The organism is Selenomonas sp. oral taxon 920, from assembly GCF_001717585.1.
Classification (GTDB): domain Bacteria; phylum Bacillota; class Negativicutes; order Selenomonadales; family Selenomonadaceae; genus Centipeda.
The window spans coordinates 1,083,460-1,106,400 of sequence record NZ_CP017042.1; the positions used below are offsets into that span (position 1 = coordinate 1,083,460).

The window sequence follows — 22,941 nt, forward strand, 5'->3', positions numbered from 1 at the left end:
AACTTCTAACATATACGGTAAATAATACAAATATAATTGAAAGGAGGATTACGATGAAGAAGTATGCAGTTCTGGCTGCGGCAATTGTTCTGTCTGTTTCCTCAGCGACAATGGCAGCTCCGCTCAATCATCTTGATACGCACGATACGGCGGTTGGTGTCGGTACGAAGGAAGCTTACATCGAGCATAAGGCGACGGATGAGATCACGATCGGTGTGGTGCGTAACGATCGCGATGAGTACGGCAATCCGAAGGATGTCTACATGCAGTACAATATTCTTGATCAGAACATTCGTCTGCTCGGCGGCTACCGTTGGAACATGAAGCAGGAAACCGGGAATAACGTCTTTGCGGGGCTGGGGCTCAGCACGCCGACGGTACTCGGCTTCAATGCGTATGCGTCCTATATTGCCGGCAAGGATTTCAATGAGACTCAGGTTGGACTGAATAAGTCCTTGATCGCCAATCTGGATCTCAATGTGAATTATCACAACTTCAAGCCGGATCACGGCAGCCGTGAAAACGGCGTCGGGGTCGGTCTGACGATGCGTTTTTGATTGTATTCACCATCCAGTCGGGCACTCTCTGCAAGATGCAGGGAGTGCCTTTTGAAATTTTATTTGCATTGTTTGAGGTGGGATGGTAAAATACTCCCTAAGTGAATGGATCGGATCATTTTTCTTGCAGTTTTCGGCATTGCTGTGCGGTCGTATTTTTTCACGGCAAGATGAACGGAAACCGCGTTTTCCCATGTGGCGACGATGGAGAAGAGACTTCTTCGGTCGCTGTATTTTCGTGTGGGTGAATTCTGATTTCATGATCGAATGGATGAGCATAATTTGATAAGAGGGACACAATGCTAATGTCCCATATTCTATGGAGGTGTGTTTTTTGTCGTTAAATCGTAATGGCAATCATGGTAAAAACGTGCAGAAGGTACAGGTTATACCGCTCGGCGGTCTTGGCGAAATCGGAAAGAACATGACTGCCATCCGCGTGGATGATGAGATTCTCGTTGTGGACTCCGGACTTATGTTCCCAGAGGAGGATATGCTCGGAATCGATCTCGTCATTCCGGATATTACCTATCTGATCGAAAACAGGGAGAAGGTTAAGGCGATTGTTTTGACGCATGGGCATGAGGATCATATCGGAGCTCTGCCCTACGTGATGAAGCAGATTCCCGTACCTGTCTATGGGACACGCCTGACGCTCGGAATTCTCGAGGGACGTCTCAAGGAAAACGGCGTCGACTCGAGCAATCTGCACTCCGTGATGGCAGGGGATATCATCAATATCGGCTGCTTCAGTGTCGGCTTTATCCGCGTCAACCACTCGATTCCAGATGCGGTCGGTCTGTCGATCAAGACTCCCGTCGGAATGATCGTCCACACGGGCGATTTTAAACTCGACTATACGCCGGTCGATGGACAGATGACAGATTTTCGCCGCTTCTCTGATCTCGGCAACAAGGGGGTTCTGCTCCTCCTCGCAGACAGCACGAACGCGGAACGCGAGGGGCATACGGCGAGCGAGCGCACGGTTGGGGCGGCGTTTGACAAGTCGTTCCACAATGTACGTGGACGTATCATTGTTGCAACGTTTTCCTCAAATGTGCATCGCATCCAGCAAGTCATTGACACGGCGGTCAAATACAAACGCCGTGTCGCCGTCCTCGGACGCAGCATGGAGAATGTCGTCGGCATCTCCCTTGAGCTCGGTTATCTGAATGCACCGGAGGGCACGATCATCGGCATTGATGAGATCAACAATTTCCGCCCTGAGCAGATCGTCGTTGTGACGACGGGCAGTCAGGGGGAGCCGATGTCTGCGCTTTCGCGCATGGCAGCATCTGATCACCGTAAGATCACGATTGTGCCGGGTGATACAGTTGTCATCTCTGCAACACCAATTCCGGGCAATGAGAAGCTGGTCTCCAAGACGGTGGACAATCTGATGAAGCTCGGCGCGAACGTTATCTATGGGCGTGACAAGGGAATCCATGTCTCGGGGCACGGCAGCCGCGAGGAATTAAAACTCATGCACAATCTTGTGCGTCCGAAGTTTTTTATGCCCGTGCACGGCGAGTACCATCATCTCGTGCAGCATGCAAGTCTTGCCCGTGAGCTTGGTATGCCGAAGGAGAATATCTTCATCAGCGAGAATGGGCAGATTCTCGAGTTTACGAAAGAGAAGGGGCAGGTTGTCGGTCGCGTGCAGTCCGGCATGGTCATGGTTGATGGTCTCGGTGTCGGCGATGTGGGCAACATCGTCCTGCGCGACCGCCGTCAACTTTCACAGGATGGTATCCTCATCATCGTGGTGACGATGGATCGCCAGAACAACCGTGTGGTCTCGGGTCCCGACATCGTCTCGCGCGGCTTTGTCTATGTGCGCGAGTCCGAGGCACTGATGGACGAGGCACGTGCACGCGTTCAGCAGGCACTCGACCGCTGCGAGGATGAGAATGTGCGCGAGTGGTCGGCGATCAAGTCAAATGTACGCGATGCGCTTAGTCGCTATCTTTTCGACAAAACACGTCGCCGTCCGATGATTCTGCCCATCATTATGGAGATTTGAGTTTATTTAATACGGTACAAGTCGTCCTAATGGACGACTTTTCTATTTGTAAGTAGTTCAGAAAAAATGTATCGTTATGTATCTTGCAGGAGCAAAAAAAAAAGCGTACAATACGTTCAGTATAATGTGTGAATTGGGGCGAGGAGGAGTTTTATGACATCAGCTGAACAGAAAGAGCTCCAACTTTTTGCGGTAAAGGTACGCGAGGGGATTTTGCGCGGTACACATGCTGCAAAAAGTGGACATCCGGGCGGTTCTCTTTCATCGACGGAGTATTTTACCTATCTCTACAACAAGGAGATCCGCGTTGATCCAAAGAACCCGCACGACCCGAACCGAGATCGCTTTGTCCTCTCGAAGGGGCATGTTGCACCCGGTCTCTATGCGACGCTTGCCAATCGCGGCTTCTTCCCTGTAGATGAACTTTTGACGCTTCGCCACATCGGTTCACGCCTGCAGGGCCACCCGAATATGAACCTCACACCGGGCGTGGATATGTCCACAGGTTCGCTCGGACAGGGAATCTCGACCGCGGCAGGTATGGCAAAGGGGGCGAAGTATCTGGGCAAGGATATCAATGTCTATACACTGCTTGGAGATGGTGAACTCGCCGAGGGACAGGTGTGGGAGGCAACGATGTTTGCCGCACACTATAAACTGGACAATCTCTGTATTACAGTGGATGTCAATGGTCTTCAGATTGATGGCGCGACAGCAGATGTCATGAACACAGCACCAATCGATGGAAAGTTTGAGGCATTCGGCTGTGACGTTCTCTGGATTGACGGGCATGACTTCAACGCGCTCGAAAAGGCATTCCAGAGGTTCCACGCAAACAAGGGCACAGGAAAGCCGACGGTCATTCTGATGAAGACGGTGAAGGGCAAGGATATCTCATTTATGGAGAACAATGCCGGCTGGCATGGCAAGGCACCCAATGATGACGAACTCGCACAGGGGATTTTGGAGCTTTCTGCAATTCGTAAGAAAATTGAGGAGGCATGAGTATGGCAGATGTAAAGAAAATTGCAACGCGCGACAGCTACGGAAACGGACTCGTAGAACTTGGCAAGGAGCACATAGATCTTGTCGTTCTGGATGCGGATCTTGCGGGAGCGACAAAGACCAGTATATTTAGGAAGGCATTCCCCGATCGCCATTTCAACTGCGGTATTGCCGAGAGCAATCTCGTTGGCGTTGGCGCGGGACTCTCGACAATGGGACTCGTCCCGTTTGTATCCACCTTTGCCATGTTTGCGGCAGGACGTGCATACGAGCAGGTGCGCAATACGGTCGGCTATCCGCACCTGAATGTCAAGATCTGTGCGACACACGGCGGTATTTCCGTCGGTGAGGACGGGGCATCACATCAGTGCTGCGAGGACTTCGCTCTCATGCGTACGATCCCAGGCATGACGGTCATGTGTCCCTCGGATGATGTTGAGGCACGCAAGATGGTGCACGCCGCATACGAAATGGAAGGCCCTGTATACATTCGCTTCGGACGTGCGGCAACGCCCGTGTACCATGATGAGTCGTTTGAGTTTGCAATTGGCAAGGGGGAAGTTCTGCGGGATGGGACGGATGTTGCCATCATCGCTACAGGGATTCTCGTACCGGAGGCGATCGAGGCGGGAAAACGTCTTACTGCTGAGGGAATCAAAGCGCGTATCATCAATATGGCGACAATCAAGCCGCTCGATGAGGAGCTGGTGATCCGTGCAGCGAAGGAATGCGGCAGAATTGTGACTGTCGAGGAGCACAATATTCTCGGCGGGCTTGGTGAGGCTGTTGCCGCCGTTGTTGCGGAGCACATACCCGTTTCTGTCCATCGCATCGGTGTCCGCGATGAGTTCGGTCATTCGGGGCCTGCAGGAGAACTGCTCAAGCAGTTCGGGCTGACGGCAGAGCATATTACCGCACAAACACAGTCATTCATTGGAAAATAAGAGAAGTTGGCAAGACGACGCTTTTACATTTGTAGAGGCGTCCTTTTTATTGCAGAGAAGTCCATTCGTGTGAGATGGATAAAATGTCTTGTGGATTTCAGGGGAATTGTTTATAATGTAAGGAGTTTAGACTATACAGTGTTGGAAGAGGATTTCTCATGAAGCGGTACACGCTGTTTATCATGATAACCGCCCTTCTCGTGATCGTCATTGCCGCAGGTTCGGCGTATTTGTCGTCCGGGCTGCGCACCACGGTGCAGAGACACCCAATGCAGGAGCTGACAGCATATACATCGTTGCCGACAGAAATTGCGGCGGTATTGTCCGAGGAGTATGAAAAAGAGTATAATATTCGTGTCAATTTTGTCCAGCTGTCTTCCGAACAGATTCTGAAACGTTTGGATGAGCAGTCGCGTGAGGAAAATGGCGGGAAAGCAGCCCTTGTTCTGGCAGATCGCGAGACTCTGGATCGTGCAGCTGTCGCTGGCTACCTCGTGCCCTATATTTCTGAAAAGAGCGATCAGGTTGCGGACTCGTTCCGCCATCCGAATCGCTATTGGACGGGTGTATGGTATGATCCTGTGGTCTTTGCCGTAAATCAGGATTATCTTCGCACGCACCTCGATTTGCCGAACTCGTGGCAGCAGCTTGCACAGCAGCGGGACATCCGCATTGGGACGACAGATTTTATGGCGGCGGATGCTTCGTCAAACTTACTCTACAGCATGATTGCCGAGTATGGGGATCAGCGTGCCTTTGAGATTTGGCGCAGGATTCAGCCGAAGATCATGCAGTACTCCAAATACCTGCATACACCTGTACGTCAAGCAGGAATGGGAGAGGTGGATCTCTCAGTTGCAGTGCTCAGTGAAACCCTGCGCTATGTACACGACGAATATCCCATCCGCATTCTGTACCCTGTGGATGGTACGTCGGTTGTGATCTATGGTACAGGCATTGTCTTTCGTGCGGTGGAGCGTGATGCTCATGCAGCCGAAGGCTTTGCAGACTGGCTCTTGACAGATGAAGCACAGTTTTCGCTCTCACAGCATCGCTTCTACTTCCTGACCACAAATCCGATGACGCTGTCCTATCAGATGTTTGCTGGAAAGAATATCAATGTTTTTAAAAACAGACCGTATTTCAGCAAGGAGGAAAAGGAGATTCTCCTAGATCGTTGGATCAAAGAGGTGCGGTTTTACGAGGAATAACGAAAGCCGGAGGAGAGTTTATCAGTGAAAGCAGGTTTTATCAGTCTCGGTTGTGCGAAGAATCTTGTTGATACGGAGGTCATGCTCGGCATCATGCGGGAGCATGGCATTGAGATCACCAATGAGCCTGCGGAGGCGGATATTCTGATCGTAAATACCTGCGCGTTCATTCAGTCCGCCAAGGAAGAGTCCATCACAACGGTGCTTGGGATGGCAGACTATAAGGAGACGGGGCGTTGTCGGAGCCTTATTGTGGCAGGCTGTCTCGGTCAGCGCTATGGACAGCAGCTGCTCGATGAGATTCCCGAGGCAAATGCCATCATCGGCACAGGGGCGTGGAGCCGTATCATGGAGGTAATTCAGGAGACGCTGAAAGGGCGGCGCCTCCTGATTGCGGGCAAGGATGAGACCATCTACGATGCCAAGACCCCGCGTCTGCGTACGACACCCCAGTATACAGCCTATGTAAAGATTGCCGAAGGATGCGATCACCGTTGCGCCTTCTGTGCGATCCCTCTGATTCGCGGCAGCTTTCGCAGTCGAGCGATGGAGGATATTCTGGACGAGGTGAGGGAGCTCGCAGAGAGCGGTGTGCGCGAAATTGTTTTGATTGCACAGGACAGTGCGAACTATGGTCTAGATCGCTATCAAAAGCCTATGCTGCCCTCACTTCTGCGGGAGCTAGCGAAGATTGAGAAGATTGCATGGATCCGCGTGCTCTACAGCTATCCGAAATACTTCACGGATGAGCTCATCGACGTGATTGCGAGCGAGCCAAAGGTCGTGAAATATGTGGATCTCCCACTTCAACATGCACATGATGCAGTTCTTCGTTCAATGAATCGTCCAGATACAAGGAAGGGCGTGGAGAAGCTGATTCAAAAACTGCGTGAGCGGATCCCAGGCGTTGCTATCCGCTCGACATTCATTGTGGGATTCCCCGGTGAAACGGACACGCACTATCAGGCACTCCGCTCATTTGTTGAAGAGCAGCGTTTTGATAAAGTAGGAATCTTTACTTACTCAGAGGAGGAGGATACGCCTGCGGCAGTGATGGCACAGAAGGTTTCTGAGGAAGTCATGCAGGAGCGTTATCATGATTTGATGAGTCTGCAAAGCAAGATCTCTGAGGAAATCAATATCGCGCTCGAAAATCATGAGATCGATGTTCTGATTGAAGGACGTGATACCGAGCAGCAGTCCATTGCTGTGGGGCGTTCCTATCGTGAAGCACCCGAGGTGGATGGGCAGATCTACATAGAAGGGGATACGGAGAGCCTTGTGGGTGATATTGTGCGCGTTCGTCTGCTCCAAGGATTTACCTATGATATCGTAGGCGAGAGGGTAGTATAATGGTTATTTCGAATGAAATATCCGCGGAGGAAATGGGTAGAGAACTGTGTGAAGCAGGGATGACCATTGCCTGTGCAGAATCTTGTACAGGTGGACTTCTCACGAGCACGCTGACGGACGTTCCTGGCAGCTCCGCCTATGTCGTGGGCAGCGTTATATCCTATGCCAATCATGTGAAGTCGCGTATCCTGCATGTTCCGGAGCATGTTCTCACTGTATGCGGTGCCGTTTCAGAGGAGACTGCACGTGTGATGGCAGAGAGTATACGGCAGCTTATGCAGACGGACATCGGCGTGGGGATTACAGGAATTGCGGGACCCGATGGCGGCTCCGCGGACAAACCGGTCGGCCTGGTCTATATTGCTGTAGCTGATCGGGGACATACAACGGTCAAAAAAAATATTTTTTCTGGAACGCGGATGCAGAATAAGCAGGCGGCTGTTGGTCAAGCGCTTGATATGATACGTGATGTGATCCGGGGCTCTACATGATGGAGAAGGATCGAAATCTTGTGAGCGCTGTTTTCATAGCGAGAGAGAATTGAAGGAGAATTGTCAATGAAGATGTCATCAAGAAAAACAATGCTTACCGCTGCGGTGCTTGTTACACTTTCCACGGGAACAACATATGCCGCTACGCCAGGTACGGTGGACACACAGGATCTCTTTCACGCCAACCGACTGGTTACAGATTCAGCAAAGGGCGCTACGCTAGAAGAGCAGTCTGCACCGGATCGCTATGAAGCCTCCATATCTGCACAGAAGAAAGAAGTCGCGACTGCTTCGACGGCAGCCAAAGCGGCCCCTGCCAGAACGGTTCAGCCGGCGCGGCTTCGTTGGGAGAGTGTCGATACACGTCTTGCCGCACGCAATAATGATCCTTCGTTCAGCCTTTCTGCACAAAAGGCGAAGCCTGTTATCATTACGGCTGAGGACATCAAACGTGAAGAAAAACTCGCGGCAAAAGAAGGCCGTCCCGTGCAGGAGCTTGTCGGGGATGTAAATATGAACCGACCAGTACCGCCGCCACGTCCTAAGAGATCCGCAGAGCCTCAGCATCCTGTCGATCAGGCTGGTACGAATGCATCTATACCTGCATCTGCGGCTGCTGTTTCTGGAGCGAATCGCCAGCCTTTTACGCAGGCAGAGATGTATACGCCGTCTGCTGTGGGCGCACCTTCACGCACATCACCTGCGGCATCAATGCCGCAGAGTCATGCTCAACAATATACACCGTCAGACAGCGCACAGACAAATACGCCATACGCTCCTGCGGGGACGAGGGCGAGTGCCATAGAGGAAAGCTCCTCAGCTTTGCCTCAGACATCCATTTCTGCTGCTGCCGAAGCTCAGCAGAAACCTTCGCGGCCGCGTTACCCGCAGCTTCCACATGAGGAGTTTTCACTGACACCTCCCGCAGAGAATGGTGCTGTGCCGAAACAACCGGACCGCTTTGAGGCTGTTGGAAGCTCGTCTACACAACATCCTGCTGTCGCCGCTGTAAAAGACCAAACTCCTGTAGTTGAGCATTCTGTACGTCCTGAGGGTGTTCCGGCAATCCAGCCGAGGCAGGTGCTTCAGAATTCGAATGAAGACCTTGCGGGTATTTCGGATGAAGTGTGTCGTCATATCCTTGCCGGACAGCTTGCTATGGAGGTTCAGCTGCAGCGGGATCCGAGTGTTGCAGGAATGCGTGCGATCACGAAGGTTCTGCGCGAGAATACAACACTTACACGCCTTCAGAAGATTGACTTCCTCATCGGGTTTGGGCGTGCACTCCATCGGAGTGGGCTGCCGCGCCAGCAGGAAGCGCTTCTCATCAAGACGATTGCAGAAGCGTTTTAAGAAATCGCTGATAAAATGAAGCTCGCTGGTGCAGATTTTTGTTCAGTCGAGGAGACAAACTGGACACATAGCAAGGGCCATGTGGAGGATTTGTCGACAAAGAGAGGCCGGAAAAGATATGGCCAAGAAGGAAGCACTGAATTTATCAGTGCTTTCTTAACGTATTTGTTCTGAGCAGAGGTTCATACGGGGGAGAGTTATGAAACATCTTAATATCGCCGTGATTGCAGGAGACGGCATTGGTCCCGAGGTCATTGCCGAAGGGAAAAAAGTATTTGCGGGAATTGCGAAGATGGACGGCAATTTTTCGGTTGATTTTGAGGACTTCCCTTGGGGGTGCGAATACTACCTGAAGACGGGGGTAATGATGCCGGAGGATGGGTTGGCTCGCCTTCAGTCCTTTGATGCTGTCTATCTCGGAGCCGTAGGCTATCCGGGCGTACCGGATCACGTTTCTTTGGGCGATCTTTTGCTTCGGATCCGGCGCGGCTTCGATGAGTACATCAACTTGCGTCCCGTACGCCTGTTGAAGGGGGCACCGTGTCCCCTTGCCGACGTATCAACAGAAGAGATCAATATGATTGTCGTACGTGAGAACAGCGAGGGAGAGTACGCAAACGTCGGGGCACATCTCTATCCTGGGACGGAGCGCGAGGTAGCCTTTCAGACCGGAGTGTTCTCGAGGCATGGCTGTGAGCGCGTTATCCGATATGCCTATGAACTCGCCCGCCGTGAAAGGCGTTCGCTTACCTCAATTTCCAAGGGAAATGCGCTGCGGTACTCGATGGTTTTCTGGGATGAAATCTTCGCGGAGATTGGCAGGGAATATCCCGATGTGGAGACACATACTCTGCTCGTCGATGCGGCAAGCATGTTCTTTGTCAAAGATCCTAAGCGCTTCGAAATCGTTGTGACGAGCAATCTGTTCGGTGATATACTGACCGATCTCGGTGCTGCGATTGCAGGTGGTATGGGGCTTGCAGCAGGTGCAAATCTCAATCCAGAGCGTAAGTACCCGTCGATGTTCGAGCCGATTCATGGGAGTGCACCAGATATTGCGGGACAGGAGATTGCCAATCCTCTGGCATCTATCTGGTCGGTCAGTCAGATGCTCGCCTTCCTCGGGGAAGAGGTATGGGCAGAGCGGCTTTTAGCTGCGATTGAGATTCTGCTTGTGGAACGAAGGACGTTGACACCGGATCTTGGCGGAAGTGCCAAGACCTCGGAGATCGGTGCCGCCGTACTTGAGATTTTGGAACGCTGATTGAGCAGTTGCATGAAGAAGCGCGAGGTTTTTAGCCTCGCGCTCTATTTAGATATTGGAGATGGAGTGTGTGAGATGAAAGAGCTACAACGCATACGCAAGGCGGTCATTCCTGCGGCAGGCTATGGGACACGCTTTCTTCCTGCTACGAAGGCAACGCCGAAGGAGATGCTGCCCATTGTGGATAAGCCGACCATCCAGTATATTGTAGAGGAGGCTCTTACAAGCGGCATTGAGGACATTCTGATCATCAGTGGTCATGGCAAGCGTGCCATAGAGGATCACTTTGATTCGGCTCCTGCGCTTGAGCATGAACTCGAGCGGAAGGGGAAGTCAGACCTTCTTGATCTCGTACGTGAGACGACGGATGTGAATGTGCACTATGTTCGGCAGAAATATATGCGTGGGTTGGGGGATGCCATCCTATGTGCGCGCAGTTTTGTCGGGGAGGAGCCATTTGCTGTTCTTCTTGGCGATGATGTTGTCTATCATCCGGAGCGTTCAGCACTGCGTCAGTTGATTGATATTTATGAAGAAACGGGCGGATCTGTTCTTGGCTGTCAGGTGGTTGCGGACGAACAGGTATCCTCATACGGCATCGTTGCAGGAGAAACACTTGCGAATCCTCGCCTTATGCGTGTCTCTGATATGGTGGAAAAGCCATCGCTGGAAGAGGCGCCGAGCCGCATGGCCGTACTCGGGCGCTATATTATTCGTCCGGAGATCTTTTCCATTCTTGGTGAGACGAAGCCGGGAAAGGGTGGTGAGATTCAGCTTACAGATGCACTCAAGGTACTGGCACAGCGGGAAGCTGTATATGCCTATGACTTCAAGGGGAAGCGGTACGATCTCGGGGACAAGCTTGGATTTTTGCAGGCGACGGTGGAGTTTGCTCTGCGCCGCGCAGATCTCGGTGCTGACTTTCAGGCGTATCTGAGAGATCTTGTAAAGAGCATGTGAGGCGATCTGATTGCAGAAGGAAAACCAGGCAAATCTTGCGCTTATCCTAAGCGTGATTGGCACAATCGGTACCGTAGGGCAGGGCTCCTCTCTTGTTGTTGCCACCCTTCATCACGGATTTTTGGCCGCAACAATTGGGGGGCTTGCGGATTGGTTTGCTGTGAAGGCGATCTTCGGTCGTCCGCTCGGTATAGCACATCGTACAGATATCCTGCGTCGTAACCGTGCGCGGATTATGGAATCGCTTGTGCGGTTCTCTGCGGATGATTTACTCAGCAAGCAGAACATTATGGACGTTGTTGAACGAGAGCAGATCGGAGCGCTCCTCGTGGAGTATTTGCAGCATCGTGGGGGTGGAGAGCGTCTCATTGAGGCGAGCATCGACATTCTCCGTCACGTCGCCTCCGATGTGGACAGCCGCAGCATAGCAAAGGAACTAACACCCTATGTGATACAGGCACTTCATGAACTTCCATTGGAGGATAGCTTTGCGGAGTTGCTGAATGTTCTAACTGAGGAACCTCACGCTGATCGTATCTTTAATATGCTGGTTCGTATGGGATCACAGCTCATACGTACGCAGGTGTTTCAGGATATGCTCCGCGAGAATATTGCATCCATACGTATGGAATATGAAGGCGACGGAATGATTCGTGCCTTTGTCCTATCCTTTTTTGACGATGCCATGATCGCGGAGTGGCTGACTGGGCGGTTGGAGGAGATCCTAACGTCGGCAATGCGCTCGGATGACAGGCGCCACAAGGAGGGGGTTCAATTACTCATCTCCTTTGTGGAAGGACTGCGCACAAATTCGAAGTTGTACGAGGAACTGCATCGCTATAAGCTGCATGTGATTGAACACCTCGAGATTGAGAACCTTCTCGCTGAATTCATAGAGCGCCGTATGAAGGGGCATCATGCCTTTTGGATTCCATATCTGAAGGAGCTTCTGAATGAGAAAATAGATGCTTTTGTGCATTCGGAAAGTTGGCGGAACCGTGCAGATCGGTGGATGAAGGAGCTTGCTGCGGGAGAGATAGAGAAGCATCACGAGATGATTGCAGACTTTGTCAGGGAATATTTGAATCAAAAGACAGATGATGAACTCATTGCTTTTGTGGAGAGCAAGGTGCGCACCGACTTGCAGATGATTCGTGTGAACGGTGCCATCGTTGGTGCGTTTGTTGGAATGGGGTTGTCGCTTATCGTGAGATTTGCAGAAAGGATGTGGGGGTTATGACACGAACGTGGAACAAGGCGGATACGGCTCTGTTGACTTCCTTCGTATTCTTTCTGTTCGCCCTTGGATTACATCTATGGTTTTCTGCGGTACTTTGGGCGGAGGGTCTGCTCATGGTCAGTGAGGCGGCTCTGGTTGGCGGAGTTGCAGACTGGTTTGCCGTCACGGCACTCTTTCGAAAGCCTCTGGGGTTTCCTTACCATACAGCCATATTGCCGCGCAGACGGGACAACTTTATCCATGCGATCACCATTATGGTGCAAAAGGAATTTTTTTCCCGTCGGAAGATTTTTCGACATATTGAAAAGATTCATCTGATTCCGATGCTGCAGGAGTTTTTGCATAAAAAAAAGACGGAAGAGCAGTTGACCGGAACAGTCCTTCACTTTGTCCGTGCAGCATTTTTTCGAAAAAACAATAAAAAGGTAATTTCCTATCTGTCTGTACGGTTCAAAAATTTACTTTTGCGTGAGGATCCGTCAGAGCTCATGAATCGCTTTGCTGCGCTGTCCAGAACAAATGCATGGGCTCAGCAGATGCTCTCCCGCATTTCCCTGCTCCTCGCGCGAGAGGTATCCACAGAGGAGACGCGGCAGTCCATTCGGGAGGTGCTTGCGGAACTCGAGCGGGAAAAGATTGGTGTCGGTTTTTTATCGCGTCTGCTTGAGGTGACGAATACAGTCAATCTCGACGAGGGCGCAGATCTGATTCAGAGACATACCTGCAACATTTTGGAAGAATTTGGAAGAGACGGATCTCCATTACAGGAAAATGCGATTGCACTCATCCATGACTGCTTGTTGGAGCTGCAGCAGGACAATGAGCTTCTGCAGCTTGTACGCGAACTGCAGGAACGACTTTCTCGTGAGCTTCCAATTGATGAAACGCTCACGCGTCTCTTTCATGGTATGCGGAAACACTTCCAGATGGATTTAAAGCGGGAAGTCGATCCGATCGAGGAGCATATGCCGGAGTTCTATATGCATTTGCGGAGCATCCTACACGTTGAATATCAGCATATGCTCTATCTGGTTGAGACGCATCCAGAGCTGCAGAAGATCATCGCAAAGGTACTCTATGACCTCTTGGCACGCTCTGCGCTCCACGCACAGACGCTCGTTGGTGTTATTGTCGGCAATGTTCTGTCCCGTCTCACAGACGATGAACTCAATCATCTCATCTATGACAAGGTAGAGCAGGATCTCTTGTGGATTCGGGTCAATGGCTCTCTCGTCGGCGGCTGTATTGGACTCCTGCTTTTTATCTCTATGAATCTGCTTGCGTAATCAGATAAAGTACATGAGATTCTCATTGCTCTCCTCACGGTTCAGTGCCGTAAGGAGATCTTCCAATGAGATGCCATTCAGTGTCTCGTATATACTTTTATCCAGCACATCAAAGACCGTACGGGAGAGGATATGATTGAGCGGCTCCATTTTTTCGGATGCTGCTCCGGTCTTTTCGATCAGGGAGATCTCAATAGAGGAGAGAATGTCATAGGCTGTAATCTGACGCGGCTGGCGGGAGAGCTGATACCCTCCCTGAGAGCCCTTAATCGAGTTGACAAGCTTGCTGCGCTTGAGAAGGGAAAACACCTGCTCAAGGTATATTTTAGAGATACCAAGATGATCAGAAATGCTGATGATCGTAATGGGGGAGGAGGTTTCGTAGTTGCGTGCGAGATATACCATAGCAGCAATTCCATAGCGTCCTTTTGCGGAGATTTTCATTGACTCATCCTCTTTCCATAAAACATAGTTTTTCTATTGATATAATATGTTAAAAATAAAAAAATGTCAAACAAAAAATCCCTTCTCGTATGAGGAAGGGATTTTGTATTACAGATATAATCTCAACGCTTCGAGAATTGGGATGCCTTACGTGCCTTCTTGAGACCGTACTTGCGACGTTCCTTCTCACGCGGATCACGCGTGACGAAGCCTGCTTTTTTGAGAGCAGGGCGCAGTTCTGCATCCATTTCGATGAGTGCACGCGTAATGCCATGGCGAATTGCACCGGCCTGACCAGATGCACCACCGCCGGATACGTTGGCAATCACATCGTATTTATCAACTGTTTCGGTCAGATTGAGCGGCTGACGAACGATCAGTTCGAGCGTCTTCAGACCAAAGTATTCTGCCATTTCACGACCGTTGATCGTAACCTTGCCGTCGCCCGGAACGAGGCGAACGCGTGCAACTGAGGTCTTGCGGCGACCCGTGCCGTAGTAAGTGACTTGTGCCATCGAACAGATTCCTCCTTTTACGAAACTCAGCGAATATCAAACGCCAGCGATTCGGGCTTCTGTGCTGCATGGGGATGCTCGGGACCGACGTAAACATTCAGCTTACGGAAGATCTGTGCGCCGAGGCTGTTCTTCGGCAGCATACCCTTGACAGCGTGTTCGATGACGCGGGTCGGAAAGCGATCGAGCATCTGACCGGCAGTCGTAAAGGTCGTGCCGCCCTGATAGCCGGAGTGACGGAAGTAGGTCTTGTCCGTCAGCTTCTTTCCCGTGAACTTGACTTTCTCAGCATTGATAACGATGACATAATCGCCGGTATCAACGTGCGGCGTGTAGATGGGCTTGTTCTTGCCGCGCAGAACCTTTGCAATCTCTGCCGCAAGACGGCCGACTGTCTGATTCTCGGCATCTACAACATACCACTTGCGTTCAATATCGGCGGCTTTCGCCATAACCGTGGTTTTCACGTAATTCCCCCCTATGAGAGTAAGAGCATTCAATATGTAGAGTTGATGCAATATCCGCTCATGCCTCCGGGGCTAATGGATACATGAAAAATATCACACGTTGCTATTCTAAAAAATTTTGACTGGAATGTCAAGGCATTTTATCCATTGCGTACTTTACTTTTTCTGCGATGCCGCACATTTTTTTCTTTGGCACGGAGCAAGCCGCAATACGTACGCCCATTTTCAGAGGTACAGCGAAAATGAGATCCTCGTGGAGCAGGTTGCAGACCGCCTGCGGATCTGCTGCCGGAATGGCGAGGAAGAAACCGCCCTTATAGGGGAGTGCGGGAAGTCCGCACTGTGCCGCTTCCTGCATAAAGATATCGCCGCGTTCCTGCACGAGGTGATAGAGTGCATCCCGTTCCGCCTCGTATGAGGCATAGGCAGTCTTGTCCTGTTGGATACGCGTCAGGAGTGTCATCGCACCGCGGTTGATGTTCGACCACGTCGCTCGTGCCGCATACTTGCTGATCTCGCCGAACTCATCGATGACTGCCTTGCTCGAAGAGAGCGCGATCAGTGCACCGCAGCGCTGTCCATAGAACGTGTATGCCTTGGACATGGAGAAGGAAAAGAGCGTCAGGATGTTTTCCGGCAGATTGGAGAACTTCTGCATAAAGGCGCGTGCTTCGTGCTTTTCTCCCGCAAAGTCGATGTAGGCGATGTCGACGAGCAGATGGATTTTCTTTCCTGCAGCGGCATGTTTCTTCACGCAGTCCAGCACATGATCCCAGTCCTCGGAGGAGAGGCTGTACCCTGTTGGATTGTGTGCCGGTGTATTGAGGATGATGAGCAGACTTTCCTGCTTCTTGAGGAGTGCGTCAACCGAGGCTGCAAATGCCGTATGGTTGAAGTTGTTTGCCTCATCAAAGAGTTGGAAGTTTGTCACAGAGGAGCCAAGTTCCTGACAGATGACATTGTACGTTCCCCAGAACCAATCTGAGGTGAGCACCTGATCGCCCTTTTCCACATAGTTGTCGACAGCAGTACGCAGTGCGCCCGTTCCGCCTGCAGTTGCAATCGCACCAAGATATCCTGTGGGACGGTTTCCGGCAAATGTGATGTCGATCGCTGCCTCCAGATATTCCGGAAGCCCCGAGATCGGTGCGTAGGCAATATAATCCTCCACGGGCAGGGAGCGGAAGACGCGCTCGACCGTGGGGAGATGGGCGAGTTTTCCGGCATCGTCCATCACCGCGCCAATGGTTGCGTTCACAACGCATTCCTCGCCGTGTTCGGCGACTGCGGCGCGGCATGCCGCAGCAGCACCGAAAATTGCGTCCTTCAGTCTCCTTGATGCTGCGTGTGATGCCGCCATCTGAATAGCCATGTGTATACGCTCTCCTTTTCGTTTTGAAAGCACGGATCGAGTGAAACCCTCCGACAGAGCGACAGGGGTTCAATAATCCGTGCTTTCCCTAAAATGCACTATGATGATAGCGCGTTGTTCTGTTTATGTCCACAGGATATATAGGTGTATACAAGTATTCTTATGAGTTCGGGAAGAACTCATCGTGAATGCGGTTGACTGCGTCCTTCACACTGCCGCCCTTGATGAGACAGGAGATGCTGATCTCCGACGTACTGATGATCTCAATATTGATTTCGGCGTTTGAGAGTGCGCCGAACATACGCGAGGCGATTCCGGGGCTGCCGAGCATTCCCGCACCGACAATCGAGATCTTTGCGACATCGTTGTCGATGGCGACAGCGGAGGCCTTGATTTCTGCAGAGATGCCCTCGACGACCTGTTTTGCTTCCTCCGCATCGATGGTAGCGACGGTAAAGACCATATCGGTCATATTGGATTCGGCACTGCGAATGCTCTGCACGATCATATCCACGTCAATGTTGGCATCTGCAAGTGCGGAGAAGATCTTGTGTGCAACCCCGGGGACGTTGGAGACACCGAGAACGGTGATCTTGGAGACGTGTTCGTCATGGGTAACGCCGCGAATGATAAAGGATTTTTCTTCCACTGTGTATTCCTCCCTAATGATAGTTCCCGGTTCTGACGTGAAGGTTGAACGGACGTGAATGGGGATACCATAGAGTTGTCCCATCTCCACGGAGCGTAGCTGCATGACACCTGCACCAAGACGCGCCATCTCAAGCATTTCGTTGTAGGTAATTTCACGCATACGACGTGCACCCTTTGCAATGCGCGGATCTGCAGAATAGATCCCGTCGACATCTGTGAAGATCTCGCAAGTATCCGCACCGATTGCGCCCGCTATCGCGACAGCGGACGTGTCTGAGCCGCCACGCCCGAGTGTCACGGGATTGCCTTCCGCATCCGTTCCTTGGAATCCCGCAATGACAACGATATTGCCCTTGTCCAGCTCCTCGTGCACACGCTTTGGCTCAAGACCTAGAATACGCCCCTTCGTATGTGCGCTGTCGGTCCTCATGCCTGCCATTGCGCCCGTAAGGGAGATAGCAGGTTGTCCCAAGGAGCGGAATGCCATCGCAAGGAGTGCGATGGAGACCTGTTCGCCCGTCGTCATGAGCATATCCATCTCGCGTGCATAATGATAGGGGCTCTCTACAACCTCGCCCGCGAGGGCGATGAGATCATCCGTCGTGTCGCCCATGGCCGAAACAACCATGACAATACGATCATCGGGGGCTTTCTCACTCAGAATTCGCTTTGCTACATTTTTGATTTTTTCAGGCGTAGCCACCGAGCTTCCGCCGAACTTCTTTACAATTAGTGCCATATAATGTCCCCCTATGGATTGATATGATTCCCATAATGGTGAATGCTTAACGCATTATACAATGAAAACAGAGGACTGTCTAGTAAAGGAAGCACTGATAAATTCAGCCACGCCATCTTGACGTATCTTTTTTGCCCGCACTGTGTCGACAAATCCTCCACATAGCCCTTGCTATGCGTCCGGTTTGTCTCCTTGTTCGGACGAAAAAATCTACGCCAATCTGATGGACTTCATTTTATCAGCGATTCCTAAACAGAATGCAAATGTGCAGGGACAGGGATAAAAATATGACCTTACTCCATGCAGTGCACAGAGTAAGGTCATATAAAGATTTTGTTAAGGCAACGAGAAATTACTTGTTCTGGTCAATGAGTGCCTGAACTTCGGCAGCCTTGCCATCGGAGCCGAGTACCTCTTTGATCTTGTGGGAAACAAGTTCCTTGATATAGCTGCGGCCATCGGTCAGATACTGACGCGGGTCGAAGTGTGCCGGCTCCTTCTTGAAGTGCTCGCGAATACCTGCGGTCATCGCGAGACGGAGGTCGGAGTCGATGTTGATCTTGCAGACGGAGGACTTTGCCGCACGGCGCAGCTGATCCTCGGGGATGCCGACGGCATCCGGCATATGTCCGCCATTCTCGTTGATGATCTTTACATACTTCGGAATGACGGAGGAAGCGCCGTGGAGCACGATGGGGAAACCAGGAATGCGCTTCTCAATCTCCTCAAGAATATCGAAGCGAAGTGGGGGCGGTACGAGAACGCCGTCTGCATTGCGCGTGCACTGATCCGGCGTGAACTTAAATGCGCCGTGTGAGGTGCCGATCGCGATGGCAAGGGAGTCAACGCCTGTCTTCTCAACGAAGTCCTGTACTTCCTCGGGTTTCGTATAGGAGGCGTCCTCGGCGGAGACGTTGACATCGTCCTCAATGCCTGCAAGCTGACCGAGCTCGGCCTCAACGACAACGCCGTGTGCGTGTGCGTACTCGGCAACGCGCTTTGCAAGCGCAACGTTCTCGGCGTACGGGAGGTGGGAGCCATCGATCATGACGGATGTGAACCCGCCGTCGATGCAGGACTTGCAGATATCGAAGTCTGCACCATGGTCGAGGTGCAGAGCGATGGGGATGTCGTTGATTTCGAGTGCAGCCTTGACGAGATGGACAAGATACTCATGACGAGCATATTTGCGCGCACCTGCAGAAACCTGCAGAATCAGAGGGGACTTGAGCTCTCCCGCAGCATCTGTAATGCCCTGAACGATCTCCATGTTGTTGACGTTGAAAGCACCGATGGCGTAGCCGCCCTCGTAGGCTTTCTTAAACATTTCTTTTGTTCCGACAAGTGGCATGTGATTACCCCCTATTAAAGCTAAAAGAATCTCACGAACGATTTCATTATAACATAGTTTATTTGCGTAAGATACAGTTTTTTGAAATTTCCCATGTGTTCTGTTATAATGAGTGAACTAATTTGCAAAGGCAGGTGCGTTGCGTGCAGTTAAAGCGCTTGGAAGCGTACGGATTCAAGTCATTCGCCGAACGGATTGTCGTCCAATTCGATCAGGGGATTACTGCCGTCGTGGGACCAAACGGGAGCGGCAAAAGCAATATCACGGACGCCGTTCGCTGGGTTCTCGGTGAACAGAATATTCGTATGCTGCGCGGGCTGCGCTCCGAGGATATCATCTTCGCGGGATCTGCTGCACGCCGTGCACTCAGTGTGGCAGAGGTTGTACTGGTTTTCGACAATACGGATAAGAAATTGCCGATCGATTACGATGAGGTCGTTGTCAAGCGTCGTCTCTATCGGAGCGGCGACAGCGAGGTGTACCTCAATGATTCGCGCTGCCGCATCAAGGACATCTACCAGCTCTTTGCGGATACGGGCATCGGGCACGATGGCATGAGCATCATCGGACAGAACCGATTGAACGACATCCTGGACAGCCGCCCCGAGGATCGCCGCGTGTTCTTTGAGGAAACGGCAGGCATCACAAAATATCGGACGCGAAAGCAGGAGGCGCTTCGTAAACTGCGTGAGAACGAGGGCGATCTCGTTCGCCTGAACGATATCATGTATGCCCAGGCAGCGGAGCTTGAGCCGCTTGCCGTGCAGTCGGAAAAAACGATGCGGTTTCGCCAGCTCGATGAGGAGCGGCGGAAATATCAGCTTACCTCGCTTGTGCAGCAGCATGAGAGACTCTTGCAGGAGCAGGAATCTCTCATGCAGACACTGAACGAGCATCGTGATGAGGAGGCGCGCGAGATGCGTGCGCGCAGGGAGGCTGAGGAGAAAAAGAATGCGCTCGAGGCGGACATTGCGCTGATTGACGGGCGTATGCAGGAGAACACCCGAAAGCTCCGCAGACAGCAGGAGAAACTGGACGTACTCCGGCAGGAGGAGTCCCACATCAAGGGTCGGCAGGATCAAGGATCCAAGCGCAAAACGGACGTTGAGGGGATGCGTCAATCTGCCGTTGCAAAAAAGCAGGCAACGGAGCAGGAAATTGCCCAAATCGATGCGATCTTGGCACAGCAGAACGCTGCGATACAGGAAAAAAAAGCGGAGCAGACGGACGTGCAGCAGGAAATCGCACGTGTGCAGGCGGTGCTTTCCAATGAGGAACGGACGATGGCGCAGCACGCATCATCGCGCACAGCCGTACAGCGTGTACTGGCACGCCTGAGGGAGCGGCTTGCAGTTGCGCGGAATGCTGCGGAGCAGGGGGATGAGAGCAAGGAGCGTCGGCAGGAGGAAATCGAGCGTCGTCGCACGGCCCTTGCGGAGGCACAGACAGAATGTGAGCGCAAAAATTACACGCTCGCACAGTCCGAAAAGAATTTGCAGAGCATATCGCAGGAACAGCGTCGTCTTTATGAAGACATTGAGAAACTGCGCAGTGTGATTGAGCATGGCGAGGCACAGCTTCGAAAGTCGGATGCGGAGCTCCTTCGCCTCCGACAGAATCTTGACTTTCAGCGGCGGATACAGGACAGCTATGAGGGCTTCGGGCGGGATGTGCAGACCGTCCTGCAGGCGACGGAGGGGTGGCGGCGCGGCATCGCGGGAACGGTCGCCGATCTCATTCGCATCCCGGAGCGTTATCTCACGGCAATTGACGTGGCTCTCGGCGGGAGTGTGCGGAATGTCGTCACGGAGGATACGGATACGGCAAAGTCTGCCATATCGTATTTGAAGCGAAAGAACGGCGGACGCGTCACCTTCCTTCCTCTGACGACGATTACCGTGCGCTCGCCCCGTGGGATCAACCTCGGACGCTATCACGGTGTCATCGGATGGGCGAATACGCTGGTTCAGGCAGAGGGAAAGTTTCAGCGGGTCGCGGATCATCTACTCTCTCAGACGCTTGTGATGGAGACCTTGGATGATGCTCTGATTGCGGCAAAACAGGAGGGCTATCGACTCCGCATTGTGACGCTCACGGGCGAGCTCCTGAATCCGGGCGGTTCGCTCGCGGGCGGCGGACGCAAGAAGGAGCGATCCACTCTGCTGAACCGCCGCACGGACATCGAGGCACTGCACAGCCGTTTGCAGGAGCAGGAGGCCGCGCATCAAAAGCTGTATTCCTCGCTGGTGCAGCAAAGGCAGCTGTTCAAGGAAAAGAGCGGAGAGTCTGCGACCCAACGGACTGCGGCGGAGCGTTTGGCACAGGAACTCATGGAACTGCGTGGAAAATGCGATATTCTAAAGGACCGCATTGCAGATCAGGAGAATGCCCTTCATGAGATGGAGCGTGCGGAAGAGGAGCGTCTGGCAAGCGGCGCGAAGCTCATGCAGATACAGATGCGTATGGAACGTCACATTTCCTGCTGTGAGGCGCATGAGGAACGCTTTGCACAGGCAGCCGAGCAGAGCGGTCATCGGTGTGTGGAGCTGCGGAATGAGCAGCAGGGATATGAGGAGCGTTTACACGGCCTAGATGTTTCAATTGCAGCTCTTTCGGCGGAGATCGAGACGCGCACGCGCAACCGCAAATCCCGTACATTCGACCTTGCAGAAGCGGAACGCGCGCTGAAGGAAATTACCACACAGGATGCACTGCTTGCCGATGAGCTGCAAAGGGACAAGGATCGCCTTGCTGAACTGACAAGCGAGATTGAGCGTCATGATGCGGTGTTCCAAAAACGTGAGAGACGCGGCGAAGAGCTGAAGGATCAGAGATTGGCGCATGAGGCTGAGAGCCGGATGTTGGACAGTGCCATCAAGAGTGCTGTTGCACGGATTGAGGATATCCGTATCAAGCAGCATAAATGCGACAACAGTCTGGAGGTCATTCGCATACGTCTGGGAGATTGCCGTGGAACGCTCCTTTCGGATTTTGGATGGACACCCGAGACTGCAGCTGCAGAGATTATGCAGGATGCAGATCCGGATGTCTTGAAAGAGCGTCTGCGCGCTCTTGATACCGCCATTCGTGCGCTCGGTGCGGTGAATCCCAATGCCGTTGAGGAGTATGCGGAGAAGAAGGCGCGGTACGAAGAGGAAGAGAAGCAGATCGCGGATTTGAGAGCCGCAAAACAGGACATTGAGCAGATCATCCAAAAGATCGATCAGGATATGACGCGTACGTTTCGTGAGGCGTTCCGCCAGATTCAGGAGTATTTTAACGAGATTTTCGTGCGTCTCTTTGGCGGCGGCATTGCGGAATTGCGTCTGACCGATAAAGACGATATACTGAGCAGCGGGGTTGAGATCCTTGTGACCCTGCCCGATAAGAAACGACAGAACTTATCGGCTCTTTCGGGCGGTGAGCGAGCACTCACCGTCATTGCACTCCTCTTTTCATTCCTGCGGTACCGTCCTTCGCCGTTTTCCATTTTGGACGAGATTGATGCGCCGCTGGATGAGGCGAACGTCTCCCGTTTTGGTGAGTTCCTGCAGGAGTTTGCAAAGCATACGCAGTTTATCGTGGTGACACACCGCAAGGGCACGATGCGTGCAGCGGATACAATGTATGGCGTTACGGTTGAAGATGCGGGTGTTTCCAAGGTTCTCTCCATACGGCTGAAGGATTATGAAGCGGAACAGACCGCATAGCACAG

19 protein-coding genes and 1 pseudogene are annotated in these 22,941 nt (G+C 52.2%); 13 read left to right on the forward strand and 7 right to left on the reverse strand.

Annotated elements, in window-relative coordinates:
- Positions 1-53: 53 nt before the first annotated feature.
- The 12 genes from BCS37_RS05080 to BCS37_RS05135 all read left to right on the forward strand — a co-directional run bounded on the left by BCS37_RS05080 (position 54) and on the right by BCS37_RS05135 (position 13,687).
- A complete protein-coding gene (locus BCS37_RS05080; protein WP_069180450.1) occupies positions 54-557 on the forward strand; it encodes a hypothetical protein in 504 nt (167 codons plus the stop codon).
- Positions 558-876: 319 nt separating this feature from the next.
- Positions 877-2,580, forward strand: coding sequence for a ribonuclease J (locus BCS37_RS05085; protein WP_069180451.1), 1,704 nt, complete (start codon positions 877-879; stop codon positions 2,578-2,580).
- Between the two features lie 153 nt (positions 2,581-2,733).
- A complete protein-coding gene (locus BCS37_RS05090; protein WP_069180452.1) occupies positions 2,734-3,585 on the forward strand; it encodes a transketolase in 852 nt (283 codons plus the stop codon).
- Between the two features lie 2 nt (positions 3,586-3,587).
- Entirely contained in the window at positions 3,588-4,529 is a 942-nt protein-coding gene (locus BCS37_RS05095) for a transketolase family protein (protein WP_069180453.1), read from the forward strand.
- Positions 4,530-4,687: 158 nt separating this feature from the next.
- Positions 4,688-5,740: an ABC transporter substrate-binding protein gene (locus BCS37_RS05100; RefSeq protein ID WP_069180454.1), complete on the forward strand. Its 1,053-nt coding sequence runs from the start codon at positions 4,688-4,690 to the stop codon at positions 5,738-5,740.
- 24 nt (positions 5,741-5,764) lie between these two features.
- On the forward strand, positions 5,765-7,093 hold the full coding sequence (gene rimO / locus BCS37_RS05105; RefSeq protein WP_069180455.1) for a 30S ribosomal protein S12 methylthiotransferase RimO: 1,329 nt from the start codon (positions 5,765-5,767) through the stop codon (positions 7,091-7,093).
- Between the two features lie 32 nt (positions 7,094-7,125).
- Positions 7,126-7,584: a CinA family protein gene (locus BCS37_RS05110; RefSeq protein ID WP_442984027.1), complete on the forward strand. Its 459-nt coding sequence runs from the start codon at positions 7,126-7,128 to the stop codon at positions 7,582-7,584.
- A gap of 66 nt (positions 7,585-7,650) precedes the next feature.
- Positions 7,651-8,937 (forward strand): hypothetical protein, encoded by a 1,287-nt coding sequence (locus BCS37_RS05115; protein ID WP_069180457.1) that lies wholly within the window; start codon positions 7,651-7,653, stop codon positions 8,935-8,937.
- Between the two features lie 199 nt (positions 8,938-9,136).
- On the forward strand, positions 9,137-10,201 hold the full coding sequence (locus tag BCS37_RS05120) for a tartrate dehydrogenase (RefSeq protein WP_069180458.1): 1,065 nt from the start codon (positions 9,137-9,139) through the stop codon (positions 10,199-10,201).
- A gap of 75 nt (positions 10,202-10,276) precedes the next feature.
- Entirely contained in the window at positions 10,277-11,161 is an 885-nt protein-coding gene (galU, locus tag BCS37_RS05125) for a UTP--glucose-1-phosphate uridylyltransferase GalU (protein ID WP_069180459.1), read from the forward strand.
- A gap of 10 nt (positions 11,162-11,171) precedes the next feature.
- Entirely contained in the window at positions 11,172-12,401 is a 1,230-nt protein-coding gene (locus BCS37_RS05130; protein WP_069180460.1) for a DUF445 domain-containing protein, read from the forward strand.
- Positions 12,398-13,687 (forward strand): DUF445 domain-containing protein, encoded by a 1,290-nt coding sequence (locus tag BCS37_RS05135; RefSeq protein ID WP_069180461.1) that lies wholly within the window; start codon positions 12,398-12,400, stop codon positions 13,685-13,687. The genes BCS37_RS05130 and BCS37_RS05135 overlap by 4 nt, the downstream gene beginning before the upstream one ends.
- Here BCS37_RS05135 and BCS37_RS05140 read toward each other — a convergent pair whose 3' ends face one another.
- From BCS37_RS05140 to fba, 7 genes and pseudogenes are all read right to left on the reverse strand, one after another.
- Positions 13,688-14,131, reverse strand: a complete 444-nt coding sequence (locus BCS37_RS05140; RefSeq protein ID WP_069180462.1) for an RrF2 family transcriptional regulator — start codon at positions 14,129-14,131, stop codon at positions 13,688-13,690.
- Between the two features lie 122 nt (positions 14,132-14,253).
- Complete coding sequence (gene rpsI / locus BCS37_RS05145; RefSeq protein WP_006691995.1) at positions 14,254-14,646, reverse strand: 30S ribosomal protein S9; 393 nt, start codon at positions 14,644-14,646, stop codon at positions 14,254-14,256.
- 26 nt (positions 14,647-14,672) lie between these two features.
- Complete coding sequence (gene rplM / locus BCS37_RS05150) at positions 14,673-15,098, reverse strand: 50S ribosomal protein L13 (protein WP_216818873.1); 426 nt, start codon at positions 15,096-15,098, stop codon at positions 14,673-14,675.
- Between the two features lie 145 nt (positions 15,099-15,243).
- Positions 15,244-16,485 carry a pyridoxal phosphate-dependent aminotransferase gene (locus BCS37_RS05155; RefSeq protein WP_069180464.1) on the reverse strand — a complete coding sequence of 414 codons (1,242 nt, stop codon included), beginning with the start codon at positions 16,483-16,485 and terminating at the stop codon, positions 15,244-15,246.
- Positions 16,486-16,645: 160 nt separating this feature from the next.
- Positions 16,646-17,875: an aspartate kinase gene (locus BCS37_RS05160; protein WP_069180465.1), complete on the reverse strand. Its 1,230-nt coding sequence runs from the start codon at positions 17,873-17,875 to the stop codon at positions 16,646-16,648.
- 86 nt (positions 17,876-17,961) lie between these two features.
- Positions 17,962-18,109: pseudogene (locus BCS37_RS12230) on the reverse strand (secretion protein HlyD); the annotation flags it as partial.
- A 118-nt stretch (positions 18,110-18,227) separates the two neighbouring features.
- On the reverse strand, positions 18,228-19,226 hold the full coding sequence (gene fba, locus BCS37_RS05165; RefSeq protein ID WP_069180466.1) for a class II fructose-1,6-bisphosphate aldolase: 999 nt from the start codon (positions 19,224-19,226) through the stop codon (positions 18,228-18,230).
- A 143-nt stretch (positions 19,227-19,369) separates the two neighbouring features.
- On the opposite strand from fba, the gene smc reads away from it, so the two are divergent.
- The gene (gene smc / locus BCS37_RS05170; protein WP_069180467.1) at positions 19,370-22,936 is read left to right on the forward strand and encodes a chromosome segregation protein SMC; all 3,567 of its coding nucleotides are present in this window, start codon (positions 19,370-19,372) and stop codon (positions 22,934-22,936) included.
- Positions 22,937-22,941 lie beyond the last annotated feature (5 nt).

Coding starts and splice junctions, on each gene's coding strand:
- BCS37_RS05080 (WP_069180450.1), top strand. CDS start 54: ATGAAGAAGTATGCAGTTCTGGCTGCGGCAATTGTTCTGTCTGTTTCC.
- BCS37_RS05085 (WP_069180451.1), top strand. CDS start 877: ATGGAGGTGTGTTTTTTGTCGTTAAATCGTAATGGCAATCATGGTAAA.
- BCS37_RS05090 (WP_069180452.1), top strand. CDS start 2,734: ATGACATCAGCTGAACAGAAAGAGCTCCAACTTTTTGCGGTAAAGGTA.
- BCS37_RS05095 (WP_069180453.1), top strand. CDS start 3,588: ATGGCAGATGTAAAGAAAATTGCAACGCGCGACAGCTACGGAAACGGA.
- BCS37_RS05100 (WP_069180454.1), top strand. CDS start 4,688: ATGAAGCGGTACACGCTGTTTATCATGATAACCGCCCTTCTCGTGATC.
- BCS37_RS05110 (WP_442984027.1), top strand. CDS start 7,126: ATGGGTAGAGAACTGTGTGAAGCAGGGATGACCATTGCCTGTGCAGAA.
- BCS37_RS05115 (WP_069180457.1), top strand. CDS start 7,651: ATGAAGATGTCATCAAGAAAAACAATGCTTACCGCTGCGGTGCTTGTT.
- BCS37_RS05120 (WP_069180458.1), top strand. CDS start 9,137: ATGAAACATCTTAATATCGCCGTGATTGCAGGAGACGGCATTGGTCCC.
- galU (WP_069180459.1), top strand. CDS start 10,277: ATGAAAGAGCTACAACGCATACGCAAGGCGGTCATTCCTGCGGCAGGC.
- BCS37_RS05135 (WP_069180461.1), top strand. CDS start 12,398: ATGACACGAACGTGGAACAAGGCGGATACGGCTCTGTTGACTTCCTTC.
- BCS37_RS05140 (WP_069180462.1), bottom strand. CDS start 14,131: ATGAAAATCTCCGCAAAAGGACGCTATGGAATTGCTGCTATGGTATAT.
- rpsI (WP_006691995.1), bottom strand. CDS start 14,646: ATGGCACAAGTCACTTACTACGGCACGGGTCGCCGCAAGACCTCAGTT.
- rplM (WP_216818873.1), bottom strand. CDS start 15,098: ATGGCGAAAGCCGCCGATATTGAACGCAAGTGGTATGTTGTAGATGCC.
- BCS37_RS05155 (WP_069180464.1), bottom strand. CDS start 16,485: ATGGCTATTCAGATGGCGGCATCACACGCAGCATCAAGGAGACTGAAG.
- BCS37_RS05160 (WP_069180465.1), bottom strand. CDS start 17,875: ATGGCACTAATTGTAAAGAAGTTCGGCGGAAGCTCGGTGGCTACGCCT.
- fba (WP_069180466.1), bottom strand. CDS start 19,226: ATGCCACTTGTCGGAACAAAAGAAATGTTTAAGAAAGCCTACGAGGGC.